Below are 18,409 nucleotides of genomic sequence, written 5' to 3'. Positions count from 1 at the left end.
CGTCATCGTGCGCGAGTTGGCAGGCGCCGGGCGCCCACTGCCGCCTGGCCGGACCGCGCGGCATCCCGAGGACTTGCGCGAAGTACTGAGCACCGTCCTTCCCGCCCGTCGTACTCGCCGTCGCCGGCGTTGATCCCGCCCACCTCATGGGCGTCACCACCGACCTCACCACCCGCACGGTCCGGCGGGTGGTCGCCGAGGGCGCCGCGCTCTCCGAGAACCGCCGAGACCGCCCAGTGGGCCGCTCACCCGCACGCCTGCCCCAAGCCGTGGACAGGTCACCCGGCCCAGGACCAGGCCGGCCGTATCAACGCCGACACGCCGCCCGCGCAGGGAAGTGGATCTCCCGCTACGGCAGGTCCGGCCTGCGGCTCGGCGATCCACGCCGCTGCTGGCTCCGGGTCGCACCCGGACGTGCGCTCCGCGATGGCGGTCAGGGGTCGGGTGATCCGGGGGCGTGCCGGGGTGACCCTGATCCGGTCGGCGCCTACGACGTGCCGTACGCCGAGCGCCGCGCTCTGCGGGACCACTTCGGGACCGCTCCGGACGAGCTTGCTCGACCGGCTGGGGCCGAATCCGCCACGCCGCCCTGACCGTGACGGCCGCACCGACCACGGCCTGCCTGTTGGCCATCGTCACACCCTGGGGCGCCAGTTCGTCGTGGGAGACGCCACTCGACCCTCACCCCGTACCTCCAGCGCGCCGCCCAACAGGCCCACGCCGCCGGCGTCCCCGTCCTGCGCGCCATGGTGCTGGAATTCCCCGACGACCCCGCCGCCGCCGCGCTTGACCGGCAGTACATGCTCGGCGACGACCTGCTCGTCACCCCTGTCTTCACTGACGACGGCACGGTCGAGTACTACGTGCCGGAAGGGACGTGGACGAACGTTCTGACCGGCGCTCGGATCACCTGTCCCCGCTGGGTCCGCGAACAGCACGGCTTCCACACCCTGCCGCTGCCGGCCCGCCCCGACTCCGTCATCCCGCTCGCCGCCGACGACCAGCGCCCGGTCTCCGCCTGGGCGGACCGCGTCGAACCTCGGGTGCACGCCTTCGCCGACGGCGCCGAGCGCACCGTGGTGATCCCGCGCTCCGACGGCCCGGCGACGTGGCCCGCTTCCACCTGCGCCGCCGCGGCGACCGCCTCCATGCGACCACCGACAGCCCTCATCCGTGGCAGCTCCGGTTCGGCGGGCCGGACGGAACCGTCCACGCCCGGCCCGCCGGCACCCTGGAGGCCGACCTCGCCCACCCGGCCTGAGCGGGGCGGCCCTAGCCGGGCGGCCTGATCGGAAGGAGGTGCCCGGCGGTCAGCTCGTGGCGGAGCCGGGCCGTGGAACGCCACGGCCCGGCTCATGCGCGCACCGGCTCAGCGGGCTCCGAGGAGGTGTTCGAGGGCGAGCTGGTCCAGCTGTTCGAAGGCCATGCCGCGGCGGGCGGTGGCATCGACGTCGAACTCGTCGAAGGCGGACCGGTCGGCCAGCAGCCCGGCCAGGCCGTCCTCGGCGGTGGGGACGGCGAGTTCGGGCAGTCGGGAGGCGGCGAGCGCGGCCTGGACCTCCGGATCGGACCGCAAGGCGCGGGATCGCTCCGCCAGGAGCAGGTAGTTGCGCATGCAGGCGGCCGCCGAGGCCCAGACGCCGGTGGAGTCCTCGGTGCGCGGGGGTTTGAAGTCGAAGTGACGGGGGCCGTCGTAGCCGGCCGACTCCAGCAGGTCGACCAGCCAGAAGGCCTGGCGCAGGTCGCCCGCGCCGAAACGCAGGTCCTGGTCGTACTTGATGCCGGTCTGGCCGTTGAGGTCGATGTGGAACAGCTTGCCGTGCCACAGGGCCTGGGCGATGCCGTGCGGGAAGTTCAGCCCGGCCATCTGCTCGTGGCCGACCTCCGGGTTGAGGCCGACCCGCTCGGGCCGGTCCAGCTCGTTGATGAACGCCAGGGCGTGGCCGATGGTGGGCAGCAGGATGTCGCCGCGCGGCTCGTTGGGCTTGGGTTCGATCGCGAAGCGCAGGTCGTACCCCTGGTTCTCGACGTACTCGCCCAGCAGATCGAAGGCCTCCTTCAGCCGGTCGAGGGCGGTGCGCACGTCCTTGGCCGCGCCCGTCTCCGCGCCCTCGCGGCCGCCCCAGGCGACGTAGACCGAGGCGCCGAGTTCCACGGCCAGGTCGATGTTGCGGATGGTCTTGCGCAGCGCGTAGCGGCGCACGTCCCGGTCGTTGGCCGTGAAGGCGCCGTCCTTGAAGACCGGGTGGGTGAAGAGGTTGGTGGTGGCCATCGGCACTTTCAGCCCGGCCGTGTCGAGTGCGGTGCGGAAGCGCTTGACCGCCTGCTCGCGGGCGGCATCGCCGGCGGCGAAGGGGACCAGGTCGTCGTCGTGGAACGTGACGCCGTAGGCGCCGAGTCCGGCCAGCCGCTCCACGGTCTCGACCGGGTCGAGGGCGGGCCGGGTGGCGTCGCCGAAGGGGTCCCGCCCCTGCCAGCCGACGGTCCACAGGCCGAACGTGAACCTGTGCGCGGGGGTGGGAACGAGCGGGTCGCTGGTCATGAGGCGCTCCGGATCAGGCCGAGGGTTATTTGTAATGACGAAAAACAAATTAATATGCCGAGACGCCAGAAGGAACCCCACCGGAGGAACGCATGTCTGCTCAGCGCGTCGTGATCGGTGTCGACAGTTCGACCCAGTCCACCAAGGCCCTCGCCGTCGACCTGGAAACCGGCGCGGTCCTGGGCGAGGGCCGCGCCTCGCACGCCGTCAGCGGGGGCTCCGGACGCGAGAGCGACCCCGAGCAGTGGTGGCGGGCGCTCGGCGAGGCCGTGACGGGCACCGGCTGGGCGGATCGCGCAGCCGCCTGCTCGGTCGCCGGCCAGCAGCACGGCCTGGTCACCCTTGACACGGCCGGCCGGCCGGTGCGCCCGGCGCTGCTGTGGAACGACGTCCGCTCCGCCCCGCAGGCCGCCGAACTCGGAGCCGCGTTCGGCCCGGCAGAGCTCGCCCGCCGCACCGGCAGCGTCCCGACGGCCGCCTTCACGGCCGCCAAATGGGCCTGGCTGCACGCGAACGAGCGTGCCGCCGCCGACCGCGTCGCGGCCGTCCGCCTTCCCCACGACTTCCTGACGGAGCGGCTGACCGGCGAGGCGGTGACGGACCGCGGTGACGCGTCGGGAACCGGCTGGTGGGGCCCGGACGGCTACGACCAGGACGTCCTCGGCCGGATCGGCCTCGACCCCGGGCTGCTGCCACAGGTCCTCCCGCCGGGCGCCCTGGCGGGCGCCGTCCGGGCCGGGATGCCACTGCGCGAGGGCGCGCTGGTGGCCACCGGGACCGGTGACAACATGGCCGCCGCCCTCGGCCTGGGCCTGACCCCCGGACGGCCGGTGCTGAGCCTCGGTACCTCCGGCACCGTCTACGCCGTCGGCCGGACCCGGCCCGCCGACCCGAGCGGAACCGTCGCCGGCTTCGCCGATGCCCTCGGCGGCTGGCTGCCGCTCGCCTGCACGCTCAACTGCACCCTCGCCGTCGACCGCTTCGCCGACCTCGTCGGCCGCGACCGCGAGGACGTCGAGGCGGGCGGCACCGTGGTGGTCCTTCCCTATCTGGACGGCGAGCGCACGCCGGACCTCCCGGGCGCTTCCGGCCTGGTCCACGGCCTGCGCCACGACACCACGCCGGGACAGCTGCTCCAGGCCGCCTACGACGGCGCCGCCCACGCCCTGCTCGTGGCCCTGGACGACGTACTGCGTGCCGGAGGCGAGAGCCCCGCCCCCGACGAACCACTGCTGCTGATCGGCGGCGGAGCCCGCGGCGGGGCCTGGCAGCAGACCGTCCTGCGGCTGTCCGGCCGAGCGGTCCAGGTGCCCGCGGCCCGGGAACTGGTCGCGCTCGGGGCCGCCGCCCAGGCCGCCGCACTGCTCACCGGTGAGCCCGCCGACGCCGTCGCCCGGCGCTGGCGGACCGCCGAGGGCCGGGTACTGGACCCCGTACGCCGTGACGACGACACGCTCGAACGGATCACCAGTACGCTGCGGCGGGCGCGGGCCTTGCAGGAGCTCCCGCCGGCAGAACGATAGGAGGGTCGGCCCAATGGCGGGGAACGGCAGGGCGAGCGGGGGCGTGGAGGCCGTGCCCGCCTCGCAGCAGGGCATGCGTCGGCAGAACCTCGCGGTGGTGATCGGCGCGGTCGCCGCGCACGGTCCGCTCTCCCGGGCGGACGTCGCCGGACACACGGGCCTGACCAGGCCGGCCGTCTCCTCCATGGTCGACGAGCTCATCGGCCGCGGCGCGCTGACCGAGACGGAGACCGCGCCCAGCGGACGGGTCGGCCGCCCCGGCCGGGCACTGGCCCTGAACGACCGGGGTCCCGCGGGCCTCGGCCTGGAGATCGGCGTCACCCATCTCGCCGCGTGCGTCGTGGACCTGCGCGGTGAACCCCGGGTGTGGCGCCGGGTGGAGCGGGCCAACGCGGGCCGGCCGGCCGGGCAGGTGCTGGCGGAGGCCGCCGCGCTGGGTGCCGAGGCGGAGGCCGAGGCCGACGCCCTCGGCCTGCGCGTCGCGGGCCGTGTCCTGGCCGTGCCGGGGGTGGTGCCGAACGAACCGAGCGGGCTGGTCGCGAACGCGCCCAACCTCGGCTGGCAGGCCGTCCGCCCCGCCGATCACTGGCCCGACCCCGACACCGTGCCCGAGCCGGAGAACGAGGCCAACCTCGGGGCGTTGGCCGAACAGTGGCACCAGGGACATCCCGCCGAGACCTTCGTACACGTTTCCGCCGAGGCCGGAATCGGTGGCGCACTGGTCGTCGGCGGGCAGCTGTTCCGGGGCGCCCGCGGCTTCGCGGGCGAACTCGGCCACCTGCCCGTCCACCCGGAGGGCGCCCCCTGCGCCTGCGGGGCACGCGGCTGCCTGGAGCAGTACGCGGGCGAAGCGGCCGTGCTGCGCGAGGCCGGGCTCGCGCACGTCGGCGACCCGGTGGCCCTGCTGGCCGAGCGGGCAGGCGCCGGGGACGAGGCGACCCTGCGCGCCCTGGACCGTGCAGGACGGGCCCTGGGCCTAGCCCTCACCTCGGCGGTGAACCTGATCGACCCGGACGGCCTCGTCCTGGGCGGCGCCTACGCCGAACTCGCCGACTGGCTCCTCCCGTCCATTCGCGCCGAACTGGCCGCCCGGATCACCGTCCGGCCCTGGGCCCCGGAGGCGGTACGCCCCTCCGCCCTGGGCCGGCGCGGACCGGTGCTGGGCGCGGCGTGGTCGACCGTCCGGCAGATCATCGCCGACCCCAGCCGCCTGCAGGCCCTGGCGCGCTGACCGCGCGGGTCCGCCGGGCCGGTGGCCGCCGTTCCCGGGTGCACCGGGGCGGTCGGTCGTCGATCGCCCGCAGCGGGTCGTCGCGCAGACTGGGGTGCGGTCGACGCGGATGCCCGCCGTGCGGGAGGCCTCGCCATGGCCGCCGATCGCGTACAGTGCCCGGCCGTGCCGGAGCCAGGCCAGCGCACTGCCGCCGATCGCGAAGAGCAGCGGGCACCCCCGGATCGCGGCGGGCACGCCCAGGCAGGACCCCCTGCCCAGGTAGATGAAGGACGAGGGCAGCTCGACGATGGACTGGCCGTCGGAGAGGCGACCTGCAGTCCCCGGAGCATGGTCAGGGCGAGGCTGACGATGCAGCCGTTGAGGCGCAGCTTGAGGTCGAGGAAACCGCTGACGGCGCCGATCAGCGCCCCGACCAGCAGGCGGAGCGGATCGCCATCCACTCGGGGAAGAGGCCGAGTCCGGTGAACCGGCCCCCACCGGACGGCGGGATCAGCCACACGGCGATGACGGGATCCACGCCGATGGTGGACTCCAGGGGCAGCTCGATCCGGCCGGCGATCAGGACGAAGGTCGTGGCGAGCACAGCAGGCTCAACCCGGTGGACTGTTGGGCCACACCGATCAGGTTGTCGGTGGTGAGGAAGGCAGGCGAGGCGATGAACCCGATGAGGCGCAGGACGAGGACGCCGGGCCAGCTGCACTGCACGGTGTTCCCGGTCTCCTTGACCCGTCCAGCGGTGTGCACCTGTGTGCTTCGACGGCCGCGTCAGGTGCATCGGCGTGGGGATCGTGCTGGGCGACTCGGCGGCCGGTTGCGACGTCCAGGTCGAAGGAGCCACCGTCGCCACTCCCGCCCGCCCGCCCGGCCCGTACGCCGGCCATGTCCAGCAGGTGGTCGAGGCGCGCAACGACGCCGGCGGCAGCGGGGTCCGCTACTGGTCCCTCGACGACTCGGGCCTGGACTTCCTCGGCTGCGACTGGCACGACGCGGCCCACGACGACCGGCTCATCGCCGACCGGCTCACCTCGTTCATCGCCGGTCTCCCGACGGGCTGGTGACGGGGCGACCGGCCAAGAGCCTGCCGACGGCGTACCGGTGGGCTCGCACTGCCGCCGAGTCCACCGGCACCGCCCGCTACGCCGCGCCGGGAGCGCGCAGTTCTCCCGTCCGGGCCACGCGGGAGTACCAGTGCGCGCTCGATTTGGGGGTGCGCTTCAGGGTGTCGTAGTCGACGTGGATGGCGCCGAAGCGTTTGGCGTATCCGTACGCCCACTCGAAGTTGTCGAGCAGCGACCAGAGGAAGTAGCCGCGCACGTCCGCCCCGTCGGTGATCGCCCGGTGCACCGCGTCGAGGTGGGCGTGGACGTAGGCGGCGCGCTCCGGGTCGTGGACCGTGCCGTCGGGGCCGATGTCGTCCTCGTACGCCGCCCCGTTCTCGCTGACCAAGAGCGGCAGCCCGGGGTACCGGGCGGCGGTCCGGGTCAGCAGGTCGTACAGGGCGCTCGCGTCGACCGGCCAGTCCATCGCCGTACGTTCACCCGGTGCCCGGTGGAACGCCACGCCCTCTGCTCCGGGCCACGGCGAGTGCTCGCTGTTGCCGTGCCCGTCGTCCTGCGGCACCGCTCCGCCCTCCGCTGCGTGCGAGACGACCGTCGGGGTGTAGTAGTTCACGGCGAGCAGGTCCAGGGGCCGGTGCACCGTGGCGGTGTCGCCGTCCCGGACGAAGGACCAGTCGGTCAGGTGCGCGGTGTCCACGAGGAGGTCTTCGGGATAGGCGCCCTCCAGCATCGGTCCGAGCCAGATCCGGTTGCCGACGGCGTCGATGCGCCGGGCCGCCTCCTGGTCGCCGGCGGAGGAGGTCAGGGGACGCACCTCGTGGAGGTTGAGGGAGACCGCGACCTGACCGTCCCCGGGCAGCGCCGCCCGCAGGGCCTGGACTGCGAGGCCGTGACCGAGGTTGAGGTGATGGGCCGCGCGCAGGGCGGCGACCGGGTTCGTACGGCCGGGGGCGTGGACGCCGGAGGCGTAGCCGAGGAACGCGCTGCACCAGGGCTCGTTGAGGGTGATCCAGTGCTTCACCCGGTCTCCGAGGGCGTCGGCCACCAGGCTCGTGTACTCGGCGAACCGCTCCGCGGTCGCGCGCTCGGGCCAGCCGCCCGCGTCCTCCAGGTCCTGGGGGAGGTCCCAGTGGTAGAGGGTGAGGGCGGGTGTGACGCCCGCGGCGAGCAGTTCGTCGACGAGCCGACGGTAGAAGTCCAGGCCCTTCTGGACGGCGGGGCCCCGGCCGGTCGGCTGTACGCGTGACCAGGAGACGGAGAACCGGTAGGCGCCCAGGCCGAGTTCCGACATGAGGCGGACGTCCTCGGGGAACCGGTGGTAGTGGTCCACAGCCACGTCACCGGTGTGGCCTTCGAAGACCTTGCCGGGGGTGTGGGAGAAGGTGTCCCAGATGGATGGGGTCCGGCCGTCCTCCCGGGCGGCGCCCTCGATCTGGTACGCGGCGGTGGCCGTGCCCCACAGGAAGTCGGGGGGGAAGGCGCGGGTGGCCGTGAGCGGCCGGGTCTCGGACGCGGTCATAGGAGAGCGCTCCCAACGCAGGATCGGATGAAGTCGTGCCGGATGAAGCGGTGGCGGAAGGCGCGGTGTGTGAACACGCCGGCGGTCCGGCCGGTCCTCGACGAACGCCGTCAGTTCTTGACGGCGCCGGCGGTGATTCCGCCCACGATGTGCTTGCCGAGTACGGCGAAGACCAGCAGCAGCGGCAGGGTGGATATGAGCGCCCCGGTCAGTACGACGGCCTGGTCGACGGTGTGGTTTCCCGCGCCGAGGCCGGCCAGGGCGACCTGGAGGGTGGGGTTCCCGTCGGGGGTCAGCGCGATGAACGGCCAGAAGAAGTCGTTCCAGGCCTGGACGAAGACGAGCATTCCCAGGACCGCCATCGCGGGCCGGGCCACCGGGAAGACCACGTGCCAGATGATGCGCAGGCTGTGCGCGCCGTCCATCCGCGCCGCCTCCACCAGCTCCACCGGCAGGGCCTCGATGAGGAACTGGCGCATGAAGAACACGCCGAAGGCTGCGACCAGCGAGGGCAGGACGACCGACTGGAGCTGGTCGACCCAGCCGAGGTCGGTGATGATCTGGTAGAGGGGGATCACGCTGAGCTGCGGCGGGATCGTCATGGTGGCCACCACGAGCGCCAACAGGGCGCTCCGACCCCTGAAGGGCAGTTTGGCGAAGGCGAAGCCGGCCAGGGTGGAGAACAGGACGGTGGACAGGGCCACGAGCCCGGCCACGATCGTCGTGTTGACCAGCGCCTCGCCCATGTCGACCTGGTTCCAGGCGAAGGAGAGGTTGTCGAAGAGCCGGGGGCCGGGCAGGAGCGGGGCCGGGGCCTTGACCACGCGCTCGCCCGTATGGGAGGCGGCGACCAGGTTCCAGTACAGGGGGAAGAGGGAGACCAGGGCGGCGAGGCCGAGCAGGACGTAGGTCAGCGGTCCGGCGTGGTGCTGGCGGCCGGCCGACGGGCGAAGGCGCCTGGCGCGCGGCGCCCCGGCGGCGGTCGTGTCGAGTGTGCGGCTCATGGGTTCAGCTCCCCGCCTTCGTGCGCATGCGGCCGGCGCGGTTGCGGATGCGGTTCGAGCGGGAGACCAGGGCGTGGAGGCCGCCGATGAGCAGGAGGAGCAGGAGCATGACCCAGGCGATGGCGGAGGCCTGGCCCAGCGCGCCGGTCACCCAGCCCTTCTCGTACATGAGCAGGCTCAGCGTCTGGAACTGGTTCCCGCTCCCGCCGCTGATCCCGACACTGCCGCCGAAGAGCATCGGCTCGCCGAAGAGCTGGGTGGCCCCGATGGTCGAGACGATGACGGTGAACAGGATCGTCGGCCGGATGGAGGGGATGGTCACGCTGAGGAACTGGCGCCAGCGCGAAGCTCCGTCCAACGCCGCCGCCTCGTAGAGGTCCTGGGGTACGGCCTGCATCGCCGCCAGGTAGATGAGGGCGTTGTAGCCGGTCCAGCGCCACGTCACGATCACCGAAATCGCGATCTGAGCGGGCCACTTGGAGGATTCCCAGGCGACCGGCTCGAAGCCGGCCCAGCCCAGGGCCGTGTTGATCAGGCCGTAGTCGGTGTTGAAGAGCTGGGCGAAGACGAGCGTCGCCGCCGCGATCGAGGTGGCGTACGGGGCGAGGACCGCGACGCGGAAGAAACCGCGGCCACGGAGTTTGTAGTGGAGCAGGTGGGCCAGGCCGAGGGCCATCAGCAGCTGGGGAACGGTGGAGATCACGCCGATGGTGAAGGTGTTGGCGAGGGCGTTCCAGAAGAACTCGCTGCTCGCCAGGGAGGTGTAGTTCTCCAGCCCCTTCCACTGCGCGCTGCCGCCGAGTTCCACCCGGTGGAGCGAGAGCCAGCCCGTGTAGATCAGCGGGAAGAGCCCGAAGGCCGCGAAGGTGAGGAAGAAGGGGGCGACGAATACGTAGGGGACCGCCTTCAGATCGAGGCGGTAGAGCGTGCTGCGCAGCCCGCTCCGGCCGGAGGGCGGCCGCTTGCGCGAGCCGGCGCTGGGGCCCGGGGACTGTGCGGCGGGCGGCGGGGAGTCGCCACTGGTCGCCCGTACGGAGGTGGCCACGGGGGCGTTCCTTCCAGGTCGATGCGTGCAGTGGTGCGGACGGCGGCGGCCCGCCGCCACCCGCGGGGAGGCGGCGGCAGGCGGCGGGTGGGGGCGGGCCGCCGTGCGGCCTCCGCTACTTGTCGATCTTGTCGTCGACGAGCCTCTTGACGTTCTCCCAGGCCTTCGCCGGGTCGGTGCCCCGCTGCTCGATGTCGAGGATGCCGTTGTCGGTGAGGAACGTCTTCACCTGGCCGTCCCACCGGCTGATGGGCGCGGGCGTGATGCCGGCGGCGGCCTCGGAATAGATCCTGCCGATCGGCGTGTCGCCGAAGTACGGCAGCTTGGCTTCCTGGACCGCCGTGGAGGTGAGCGTGTCCTTGGTGGACGGGATGTTGCCGTTCACACCGAAGACCTTCGCATGCTGCGCCGGAGCGGTGAGCCAGGCGGCCAGCTCGGCCGCCTCCTTGACGTGCTCGCCCGACTTGGGCACGGTGAGGAACGAGCCGCCCCAGTTCCCCGCCACGGGCGGCGCCGCGATGTCCCACTTCCCCTGGTTCTCCGGGCCCGCCTGCTCCTTGATGATGCCCGTCATCCAACTCGGGCAGGCCACGGTGGCGAACTTCGAGTTCTTGAAGGCCGCGTTCCAGGTGCCCTTCTCGTCGAACTGGCGCAGTTTTGCGGTCAGTCCGGCCTGGACCGCCGCCACGGCGGTGTCCCATGCCCGCTTCACGCCCGGGCTGTTCTCGTAGTCCAGCTCGCCCTTGGCATTGGCGTACTGCAGCGGCTCGCTGGATACCACGGCGTTGAAGAGGCCGCTCGCTGAGTCGTGGAAGGCGGTCCCGGCCGGCGCGTTCTTCTTGTACGTCTCCCCGGCCTGGAGGAACTTCGCCCAGTCGCCCGCCCAGAGCTTGGCGACTTCGGTGCGGTCGGTCGGCAGCTTGGCCTGGGCGAAGAGGTCCTTGTTGTAGCAGATGGCCATCGGGCCGATGTCCGTGCCGAGGCCGATGACCTTGCCGTCCCCGGTGGTGGCCTGCTTGACCTTCCAGTCGAGGAACGCGCCGAGGTCCGCGCCGCCCGTCTTGCCGAGGTCGGCCCACTTGTCCGCCATGGCGGGCCCGGTCGCCTCCGCTATGTATCCCACCTCCAGGGCCTGGATGTCCGCGAGACCGCTGTTGCGGGAGAGGCGCAGCTTGAGCGTGTCCCAGTACTTCTGGCCGTCGGCGACGTTCGACTCTTCGATCTTGATGTTGGGGTGGGCCTTCTCGTACTCCGCGTAGAGCTTGGCCCCCGTGGTGTCGTCGTAGCCGAAGGAACCGAAGGTACCGATCCGCAGCGTGATCCGCCCGCCACCGGCCGCGCCGTCGCCCTTGCCGTCGCCACCCCCGCAACCGGTGAGCAAGGCTGCACCGGTCACGACCGCGGCGGCCGCGGCGATCGCGGTCATTGCGGTGCGGCGTCCGCGTCTGCTGCTGGAAGTACGCATTCCACTCTCCTCGTCCAAGGTGCTGCTCGTTGTGCGCCATGGGGTCCGGCGGGCTGTTCGCGGCTCGGCCGGCGGCCCGCCCGGACCTGATGTGAAAGCCGTTGTCGCACCCCTGAGTGGGAGCGCTCCCACGCCGTTGCCGGAAGGTTGCTGCCTGGCGGGTGCGGGTGTCAAGAGACGAACGCGAATTCATTACGCAGAAGCCTCGGGCGCGCGCGCCTTCCTTCTCGAGCGCTGCCCGTGTCAGGTTGTGAACGCGACCGTGGTGTCGGGAGGGGATCGAGAGTACTGTGGGAGCGCTCCCACTCCTCGTCGGCGTAACGTGTCCCACGGCTACGGGACGGACGGGTGCACCGTCTTACTTACCTGATCGGCAGGCCGGGCCCGTGCCCGGTGCAGAGTGCGATGGCGCACGAGGGGAGTTCAAGAGCGTGAGCGGACGGCAGAGCGGCGGCAGGCCCACCCTGGAAGAGGTCGCGGCCCTGGCAGGCGTCGGCCGGGGCACGGTCTCCCGGGCCATCAACGGCTCCCCGCGGGTGAGCCGGCAGGCCAAGGAAGCGGTCGCCCGAGCCGTCGCCGAGCTCGGGTACGTGCCCAACCAGGCGGCCAGGGCGCTGGCCGGCAGCCGGACCGACGCCGTAGCCCTCGTCATCCCGGAGACCGAGGCCAGGATCTTCTCGGAGCCGTACTTCCTCGACCTCATCCGCGGGGTCAGCGCCGAGCTGGCCGAGGCGGACAAGCAGCTGCTGCTCACCCTGGTCCGGACCGAGGCCGAGCGGCAGCGGTTCGAGCACTACCTGGCCGCCCAGCGGGTCGACGGCGTGCTGCTGGCATCGGTCCACGGGGACGACCCGCTGCCCGACCGGATCGCGCGGCTGGGCCTGCCGGTCGTCATGAACGGGCGACGTTCGGAGGCCGAGCCGGTGGCCTATGTGGACTCCGACAACATCGGTGCGGGACGGGCGGCCGTCGCCCATCTCGCGGGGCGCGGCCGGTCCAGGATCGCGACCATCAGCGGGCCGCTGGACATGTACGTGGCCCGCGCCCGTCTGGGCGGCTACCGCGCGGGCCTGGCCGAGGCCGGGATCAAGCCCGACGAGTCGCTCGTGGCGACCGCGGACTTCACCGAGGAGGGCGGCCGGCTGGCGATGCGCGAGCTCCTGGAACGCGCCCCCGGCCTGGACGCCGTCTTCGCCGCCTCCGACGTGATGGCGGCCGGTGCGCGCGGCGTGCTGCGCGAGGCCGGCCGGCGGGTCCCCGAGGACGTCGCCCTCGTAGGGGTCGACGACTCCACGGTGGCCCGTCTGATGGACCCGCCCCTGACCAGTGTGCGCCAGCCCATCGAGGAGATGGGCCGCACTATGACCCGGCTCCTGCTCCAGAAGATCGCGGAGGAGTCCCGAGCCGACGCCGCCTCGAGGCAGGGCGAGGGTGAGGAGCCGCGCCGGGTACTCCCGACGGCACTGGTCGTGCGGGATTCCTCCTGAGCCGCTCCGGCAGCCCGCCGGCCGCCCCGCACGGAGCGTGCCGAGGCCCGGAACCCTGCGGAAGGGGACGCTTCCGCAAGGGCTCCGGGCTCGTCACCCGACCTGCGTCACAGTGCCGGGTAGGCGTTCTTCATGAGCTCCTGGAACTGGGCGGAGAACCACTGGCCGGCGAGCGGTGCGTTCGGGAGGGCTCCCGACATGCTGTTGCCGTTGCGTACGTTGCCCGTGTAAGTGGGGTCGCACATCCGGTCGAATCCCTTGCCCTCGTTGTTCGGGATCTCCTTGCTCGCCCCGTCGGACTCGCCCGGGGGCTTGATCCACACGTAGGCGTCGATGCCGGCGGCCGGGGCCGCTTGCGGTCGTTCGCCGAGTCCGGCGCCGGACTGGTTGCACCAGTTGCCGAGGTGGATGCGCCGGTCGTAGCGGCCGCCGTTGACGTAGGTGTCCACGCTCGTCAGCGCGCCGGGTCCGGTCGGGCGGGCGGTGCCGCCCCAGCCGTTGCGGGAGGTGTCGATGAGCATGCCGATGTGGGCGTCGAAGCCCAGGGAGACCAGCTTGGTCCGCATGCCTTGGGCGTAGGACAGTTCGTCGGTGTAGCGGTTCCAGTCGACCCACTTCGACTGGCGCACGGAGGTGCCGTTGACGGAGTCGTCGATCTTGAAGTTGTCCTCCTTCAGGGCGCTGTAGTTGGCGGTGTTGACGATGAAGCCGTGCACGTTGGAGAGCGTGGAGCCCTCGGCGGTCGCGGCCTGCTTGAACATCTCGGCGGAGGCGCCGAGGTTGTCGTCCCAGCCGAGCCAGCCGTGGTGGCCGGCGTCGACGTAGTTGTAGACGTTGGCGATCGAGCCGAGCTTGTTCAGGGCGTAGCCGACGCCCTTGACGTAGTTGCCGTTGGTCTTCATCACGTCGCAGTTGGCGGTGGCGGTGGGACGGCCGGAGACGTTGGTGACCAGGTTCGGCAGTGAGTCGATCTCGACGGTGGTGACGATCCGCAGCCCTGCGTACTTGGGTTCGGCGAGGATCGCGGCGATCGGGTCGATGTACTGCGTCTTGTACTTGTCGATCTCGGTGGGGCCCAGTTCGCCGTTGGAGGCGAGCGCGGAGCAGTCCCGTCCGGGCAGGTTGTAGATCACCAGCTGGACGACGAGTTCGCCGCCGCCCTTCTGCGTCAGGGCCGCGTCGAGGTGGTCGCGCAGACCCATCGTGCCGCTCGTGCCCGTGACGAGGGCGATGCGGTCGAGCCAGACTGCGGTGGGCTGGTTGGACACCCTGCTGCCGCCCGGTTCGGCGGCGGCATGGGCGGACCACTCGGGGTTCACGTACATCTTGGCGCCGGCGTAGGGGTTGTCGACCTTGCCGCCGGTGGGCGGAGGCGTGGTCGGCGGTGTGGTGGGGGGCTGGGTCGGGTCGGTGGCGCCGTTGCAGGTGACGCCGTTGAGCTTGAAGGTCGCGGGGACGGCGTTCGTGCCGGTGTGTGAGCCGTTGAACCCGAAGGACGTCGAACCGCCCGTGGCCAGCGACCCGTTGTAGGACATGCTCTTCGCGGTCACCGCGGCCCCGGACTGGGTGATGGTGGCGTTCCAGCCCTGGGTGACCTCCTGGCCGTTCGCGTAGGACCACTCCAGGGTCCAGGAGGCGACCGGGTCACCGGTGTTGGTGACGATCACGTTGGCACCGAAGCCGGTGTTCCACTGGTTCGAGATCTGGTACTCGACCTTGCAGCCGGCGGTGGCGGCGCCGGCGCTGGTACCGAACGCCGTGGCGGTGGCGCCGGCGGCCGTGACGAGACTGAGGGCCGCCAGTAAGGCGGTGCGGGGGATGGTGCGGCTCATTTCGTGGGGTGCCTTTCAGTTCAGGGTGCGCAGGCGGTCGCGCACCCGGTGCCGAATGCGGGGAGTGCCGTTGTGAGCAGGGGTTCCGTTGTACGGAGCGGATGCGGGCGTCGGAACCGGGCCGTGGCGCGGTCGACGAACGCCTGTCCGCAGGTGTGCTCGCCGCTCTCGCCCGCGACCGGGGGACCCGGCCGGCGACCGAGGCGAGGATGGGGAAGGGGTGAGCGGCTGGCTCGGGTCGTCGTAGGCGATCCCGGGGACCGGCAGGAAACTGCGGGCCCCGGTCGTATGCACGGCCTCCACCAGGTCCTGCGTGCCGGCGACCTCGTGGCCGATGCCGGCAGGTACCGCCGTCGCGCAAGGTCGGCGCTGCTCCGCGGAGCAGCGCCGGCAGGCGCGGGGCGTCGATGAGCGAGTCCGTGCAGCGAGGTGCGCCCCGGCGGCGCGCCTGCTGATGGAACCGCTCCCACTGGTTGGGGCCAGACCGTAGCGCCAACTGTCGTCATACAAAAGGGGAGTTGAGTAAATTTCTTGCAGATTGCTTTCGACTCTTCACGCGTCTTGACGCCGTCGCGACGCGTCTGCACAGTGGGAGCGCTCCCACTGTTGAGAACGTGTGCGCAGCCGCTTCTCCCATCCGCCGTCTCCCCGAGCCGCGAGGAGAACCATCCGCATGTCGGCACACCCCCCACGCAGATTCCACGGACGACGCAAACTGCTGACCGCGTCCGCCACGGCCCTGTCCCTCTCCCTCCCCCTGGGCCTCACGGCCGTCGGCGCCACCACGGCCGCGGCCGCAGCGGTGCAGTGCAGCGTCGACTACAAGACCAACGACTGGGGTTCGGGCTTCACCGCCGAGCTCACCCTCACCAACCGGTCCGCGACCGCACTCGACGGGTGGAACCTCACCTACGACTACTCCGGCAACCAGCAGCTGACCAACGGCTGGAACGGCGTCTGGACCCAGTCCGGCAAGAGCGTCCGCGTCGCGCCCCCGGACTGGAACAAGACCGTCGCTGCCGGCGCGGCCGTCACCGCCGGCGCCCAGTTCAGCTACAGCGGGACCAACGCCGCCCCCACCTCCTTCGCCGTCAACGGCACCCCGTGCACCGGAGCACACCAGCCCCCGGTCACCGTCCTGACCAGCCCCACTGCGGGCGCCGTCTACACGGCGGGCGCCCCCGTCCCGCTCGCCGCGACCGCCGCCGCGGCCGACGGCGCCACCGTGGGCAAGGTCGAGTTCTACAGCGACACCACGCTCCTGGGCACGGACACCACTGCGCCCTTCACCCTCGATGCCACCGGCCTCGCAGCCGGTTCCCACTCCCTCTACGCCAAGGCCTACGACACCCTCGGGGCCTCCGCCGAGTCGGCCCCCGTCGGCATCACCGTCGCCGCCGGCCCCGCGCTCGTCGCCACCCCCGCGCAACTCTCCGTACGCCGCGGGGAGACGGGCACCTTCGGCCTGAAGCTCTCGGCCCAGCCGACCGCGAACGTCACGGTGAGCGTCGCCCGCACCTCGGGCAACACCGACCTCGCCGCGACGCCTCCCGAGCTCACCTTCACCCCGGCGAACTGGAACACCGCCCAGAAGGTGACGGTCACCGCCGGGACCACTGGCAGCGGCTCCGCCGTCTTCACCGCGACCGCCCCCGGCCACGCCAAGGCCGAGGTCACCGTCGCCCAGCTGGCCGCCGACTCCACGTACGACGCCCGCTTCCTCGACCTCCACGGGAAGATCACCAACCCGGCCAACGGCTACTTCTCGCCCGAGGGCATCCCGTACCACTCCGTCGAGACGCTCATCGTGGAGGCCCCGGACCAGGGGCACGAGACGACCTCGGAGGCCTACAGCTATCTGATCTGGCTGCAGGCGATGTACGGGAAGATCACCGGGGACTGGACCAAGTTCAACGGTGCGTGGGAGACCATGGAGAAGTTCATGATCCCCACCCATGCCGACCAGCCGACGACCGGCTCCTACAACGCCTCCAAGCCCGCCACCTACGCACCCGAGCACGACCTCCCCTCGCAGTACCCGGCCAAGCTCGACGGAGGAGTCGCCGCCGGCGCGGACCCGATCGCCGGCGAGCTGAAGAGCGCGTACGGCACGGACGACATCTACGGCATGCACTGGCTCCAGGACGTCGACAACGTCTACGGCTACGGCAACGAGCCCGGGAAGTGCTCCGCCGGACCGACCGCGACCGGACCCTCGTACATCAACACCTTCCAGCGCGGGCCCGAGGAATCGGTCTGGGAGACCGTGCCGCACCCCACCTGTGACACGTTCGCGTACGGCGGCAAGAACGGCTACCTCGACCTCTTCACCGGGGACTCCTCCTACGCCAAGCAGTGGAAGTTCACCGATGCCCCGGACGCCGACGCGCGTGCCATCCAGGCCGCCTACTGGGCCGACGTCTGGGCGAAGGAACAGGGCAGGGGAAACCAGGTCACCACGACCGTCTCCAAGGCGGCCAAAATGGGCGACTACCTGCGGTACTCCATGTTCGACAAGTACTTTAAGAAGACCGGCAACTGCATCGGCCCGACCGTCTGCCCCGCCGGCACCGGCAAGGACAGCGCGCACTACCTGATGTCCTGGTATTACGCCTGGGGCGGCGCCACCGACACCTCGGCCGGCTGGTCCTGGCGGATCGGCTCCAGCCACGCGCACAGCGGCTACCAGAACCCCCTCGCCGCCTACGCACTCAGCGAGTACGCCCCGCTGAAGCCCAAGTCGACGACCGGCGCCACGGACTGGGCGACCAGCCTCGACCGGCAACTGGAGTTCTACCGCTGGCTCCAGTCCGACGAAGGCGCCATCGCGGGCGGCGCCACCAACAGCTGGCAGGGGCGCTACGCCCAGCCCCCGGCCGGGACCCCCACCTTCCACGGCCTCTTCTACGACGAGAAGCCCGTCTACCAGGACCCGCCGTCCAACCAGTGGTTCGGCTTCCAGGCCTGGTCCATGGAGCGGGTCGCCGAGCTCTACGAGCAGACGGGCGACGCGGCGGCCAAGACCGTGCTCGACAAGTGGGTCGGCTGGGCCCTGTCGAAGACCACGATCAACCCCGACGGCACCTACCGGATCCCCTCCACCCTCAAGTGGTCCGGCGCCCCCGACACCTGGAACGCGTCGGCGCCCGGCGCCAACGCGGGCCTGCACGTCACCGTCGCCGACTACACCGACGACGTGGGCGTGGCCGCCGCCTACGCCAAGACCCTGACCTACTACGCCGCGAAGTCCGGGAACACCGAGGCCAAGCGGGTCGCCAAGGGACTGCTCGACGGCATGTGGGCCCACCACCAGGACCCGCTGGGCCTCTCCGTCCAGGAGACCCGGACCGACTACAAGCGCTTCAACGACCCGGTGTACGTCCCCAGCACGTGGACCGGCAAGATGCCCAACGGCGACACGGTGAACTCCTCGTCCACCTTCGCCTCGATCCGCACCTTCTACAAGAACGACCCGGCCTGGCCAAAGATCGAGGCCTACCTCGCCGGCGGCGCCGCGCCCGTCTTCACCTACCACCGGTTCTGGGCCCAGGCGGACATCGCCCTGGCCATGGGCTCGTACGCGGAGCTGCTCGAATAACAGAGCGCCCCGCCCGGAGACAGCTCCGCGTACGACGAGGCCGGGCAGGCCGTCAGGGCCTGCCCGGCCTCTACGCGTCCACCCGTCATACGGTCTCCCGGA

General features: G+C 71.7%; 12 protein-coding genes and 1 pseudogene. 6 read left to right on the top strand and 7 right to left on the bottom strand.

Features of this window, described 5'->3' with window-relative positions; genetic code table 11:
• Positions 1-746 precede the first annotated feature (746 nt).
• On the top strand, positions 747-1,289 hold the full coding sequence (locus tag K7B10_RS41210) for a glycoside hydrolase family 31 family protein (RefSeq protein WP_372481381.1): 543 nt from the start codon (positions 747-749) through the stop codon (positions 1,287-1,289).
• An 80-nt stretch (positions 1,290-1,369) separates the two neighbouring features.
• Here the strand turns inward: K7B10_RS41210 and xylA are convergent, their stop codons facing one another.
• Complete coding sequence (gene xylA, locus K7B10_RS07295; protein ID WP_229335129.1) at positions 1,370-2,542, bottom strand: xylose isomerase; 1,173 nt, start codon at positions 2,540-2,542, stop codon at positions 1,370-1,372.
• Positions 2,543-2,634: 92 nt separating this feature from the next.
• Between xylA and xylB the strand changes: the two genes are divergently transcribed.
• Positions 2,635-4,065 (top strand): xylulokinase, encoded by a 1,431-nt coding sequence (xylB, locus tag K7B10_RS07290; protein ID WP_229335128.1) that lies wholly within the window; start codon positions 2,635-2,637, stop codon positions 4,063-4,065.
• A gap of 13 nt (positions 4,066-4,078) precedes the next feature.
• Positions 4,079-5,296 (top strand): ROK family protein, encoded by a 1,218-nt coding sequence (locus K7B10_RS07285; protein ID WP_229335127.1) that lies wholly within the window; start codon positions 4,079-4,081, stop codon positions 5,294-5,296.
• A 96-nt stretch (positions 5,297-5,392) separates the two neighbouring features.
• Here the strand turns inward: K7B10_RS07285 and K7B10_RS07280 are convergent.
• Positions 5,393-5,989: pseudogene (locus K7B10_RS07280) on the bottom strand (ABC transporter permease); the annotation flags it as partial.
• Between the two features lie 89 nt (positions 5,990-6,078).
• Here K7B10_RS07280 and K7B10_RS07275 point away from each other — a divergent pair.
• Positions 6,079-6,357 carry a hypothetical protein gene (locus K7B10_RS07275; protein ID WP_229335126.1) on the top strand — a complete coding sequence of 93 codons (279 nt, stop codon included), beginning with the start codon at positions 6,079-6,081 and terminating at the stop codon, positions 6,355-6,357.
• Positions 6,358-6,433: 76 nt separating this feature from the next.
• On the opposite strand, the gene K7B10_RS07270 is transcribed toward K7B10_RS07275, so the two are convergent.
• The 4 genes from K7B10_RS07270 to K7B10_RS07255 all read right to left on the bottom strand — a co-directional run bounded on the left by K7B10_RS07270 (position 6,434) and on the right by K7B10_RS07255 (position 11,390).
• Entirely contained in the window at positions 6,434-7,876 is a 1,443-nt protein-coding gene (locus K7B10_RS07270) for a GH1 family beta-glucosidase (RefSeq protein WP_229335125.1), read from the bottom strand.
• A gap of 110 nt (positions 7,877-7,986) precedes the next feature.
• On the bottom strand, positions 7,987-8,880 hold the full coding sequence (locus K7B10_RS07265; protein WP_229335124.1) for a carbohydrate ABC transporter permease: 894 nt from the start codon (positions 8,878-8,880) through the stop codon (positions 7,987-7,989).
• A gap of 4 nt (positions 8,881-8,884) precedes the next feature.
• On the bottom strand, positions 8,885-9,925 hold the full coding sequence (locus K7B10_RS07260) for a carbohydrate ABC transporter permease (RefSeq protein WP_229335123.1): 1,041 nt from the start codon (positions 9,923-9,925) through the stop codon (positions 8,885-8,887).
• 115 nt (positions 9,926-10,040) lie between these two features.
• Entirely contained in the window at positions 10,041-11,390 is a 1,350-nt protein-coding gene (locus tag K7B10_RS07255) for an ABC transporter substrate-binding protein (protein ID WP_229335122.1), read from the bottom strand.
• Between the two features lie 431 nt (positions 11,391-11,821).
• On the opposite strand from K7B10_RS07255, the gene K7B10_RS07250 reads away from it, so the two are divergent.
• Positions 11,822-12,877 (top strand): LacI family DNA-binding transcriptional regulator, encoded by a 1,056-nt coding sequence (locus tag K7B10_RS07250; protein ID WP_229335121.1) that lies wholly within the window; start codon positions 11,822-11,824, stop codon positions 12,875-12,877.
• A 107-nt stretch (positions 12,878-12,984) separates the two neighbouring features.
• Here the strand turns inward: K7B10_RS07250 and K7B10_RS07245 are convergent, their stop codons facing one another.
• On the bottom strand, positions 12,985-14,709 hold the full coding sequence (locus K7B10_RS07245; protein WP_229335120.1) for a glycoside hydrolase family 6 protein: 1,725 nt from the start codon (positions 14,707-14,709) through the stop codon (positions 12,985-12,987).
• Positions 14,710-15,382: 673 nt separating this feature from the next.
• Here K7B10_RS07245 and K7B10_RS07240 point away from each other — a divergent pair.
• The gene (locus K7B10_RS07240; protein WP_229335119.1) at positions 15,383-18,307 is read left to right on the top strand and encodes a glycoside hydrolase family 48 protein; all 2,925 of its coding nucleotides are present in this window, start codon (positions 15,383-15,385) and stop codon (positions 18,305-18,307) included.
• Positions 18,308-18,409 lie beyond the last annotated feature (102 nt).

It is taken from the genome of Streptomyces flavotricini, from assembly GCF_020639365.1.
Lineage (GTDB): Bacteria > Actinomycetota > Actinomycetes > Streptomycetales > Streptomycetaceae > Streptomyces > Streptomyces flavotricini.
The sequence above is the reverse complement of the archived record's forward strand: the minus strand, read 5'-3'. Positions and strand labels throughout refer to the sequence as shown.

Excerpts from the sequence above, each read along its gene's own strand:
- K7B10_RS07285 (WP_229335127.1), top strand. The coding sequence starts at position 4,079 with ATGGCGGGGAACGGCAGGGCGAGCGGGGGCGTGGAGGCCGTGCCCGCC.
- xylA (WP_229335129.1), bottom strand. The coding sequence starts at position 2,542 with ATGACCAGCGACCCGCTCGTTCCCACCCCCGCGCACAGGTTCACGTTC.
- K7B10_RS07255 (WP_229335122.1), bottom strand. The coding sequence starts at position 11,390 with ATGCGTACTTCCAGCAGCAGACGCGGACGCCGCACCGCAATGACCGCG.
- K7B10_RS41210 (WP_372481381.1), top strand. The coding sequence starts at position 747 with ATGGTGCTGGAATTCCCCGACGACCCCGCCGCCGCCGCGCTTGACCGG.
- K7B10_RS07245 (WP_229335120.1), bottom strand. The coding sequence starts at position 14,709 with ATGAGCCGCACCATCCCCCGCACCGCCTTACTGGCGGCCCTCAGTCTC.
- K7B10_RS07240 (WP_229335119.1), top strand. The coding sequence starts at position 15,383 with ATGTCGGCACACCCCCCACGCAGATTCCACGGACGACGCAAACTGCTG.
- K7B10_RS07265 (WP_229335124.1), bottom strand. The coding sequence starts at position 8,880 with ATGAGCCGCACACTCGACACGACCGCCGCCGGGGCGCCGCGCGCCAGG.
- K7B10_RS07270 (WP_229335125.1), bottom strand. The coding sequence starts at position 7,876 with ATGACCGCGTCCGAGACCCGGCCGCTCACGGCCACCCGCGCCTTCCCC.
- xylB (WP_229335128.1), top strand. The coding sequence starts at position 2,635 with ATGTCTGCTCAGCGCGTCGTGATCGGTGTCGACAGTTCGACCCAGTCC.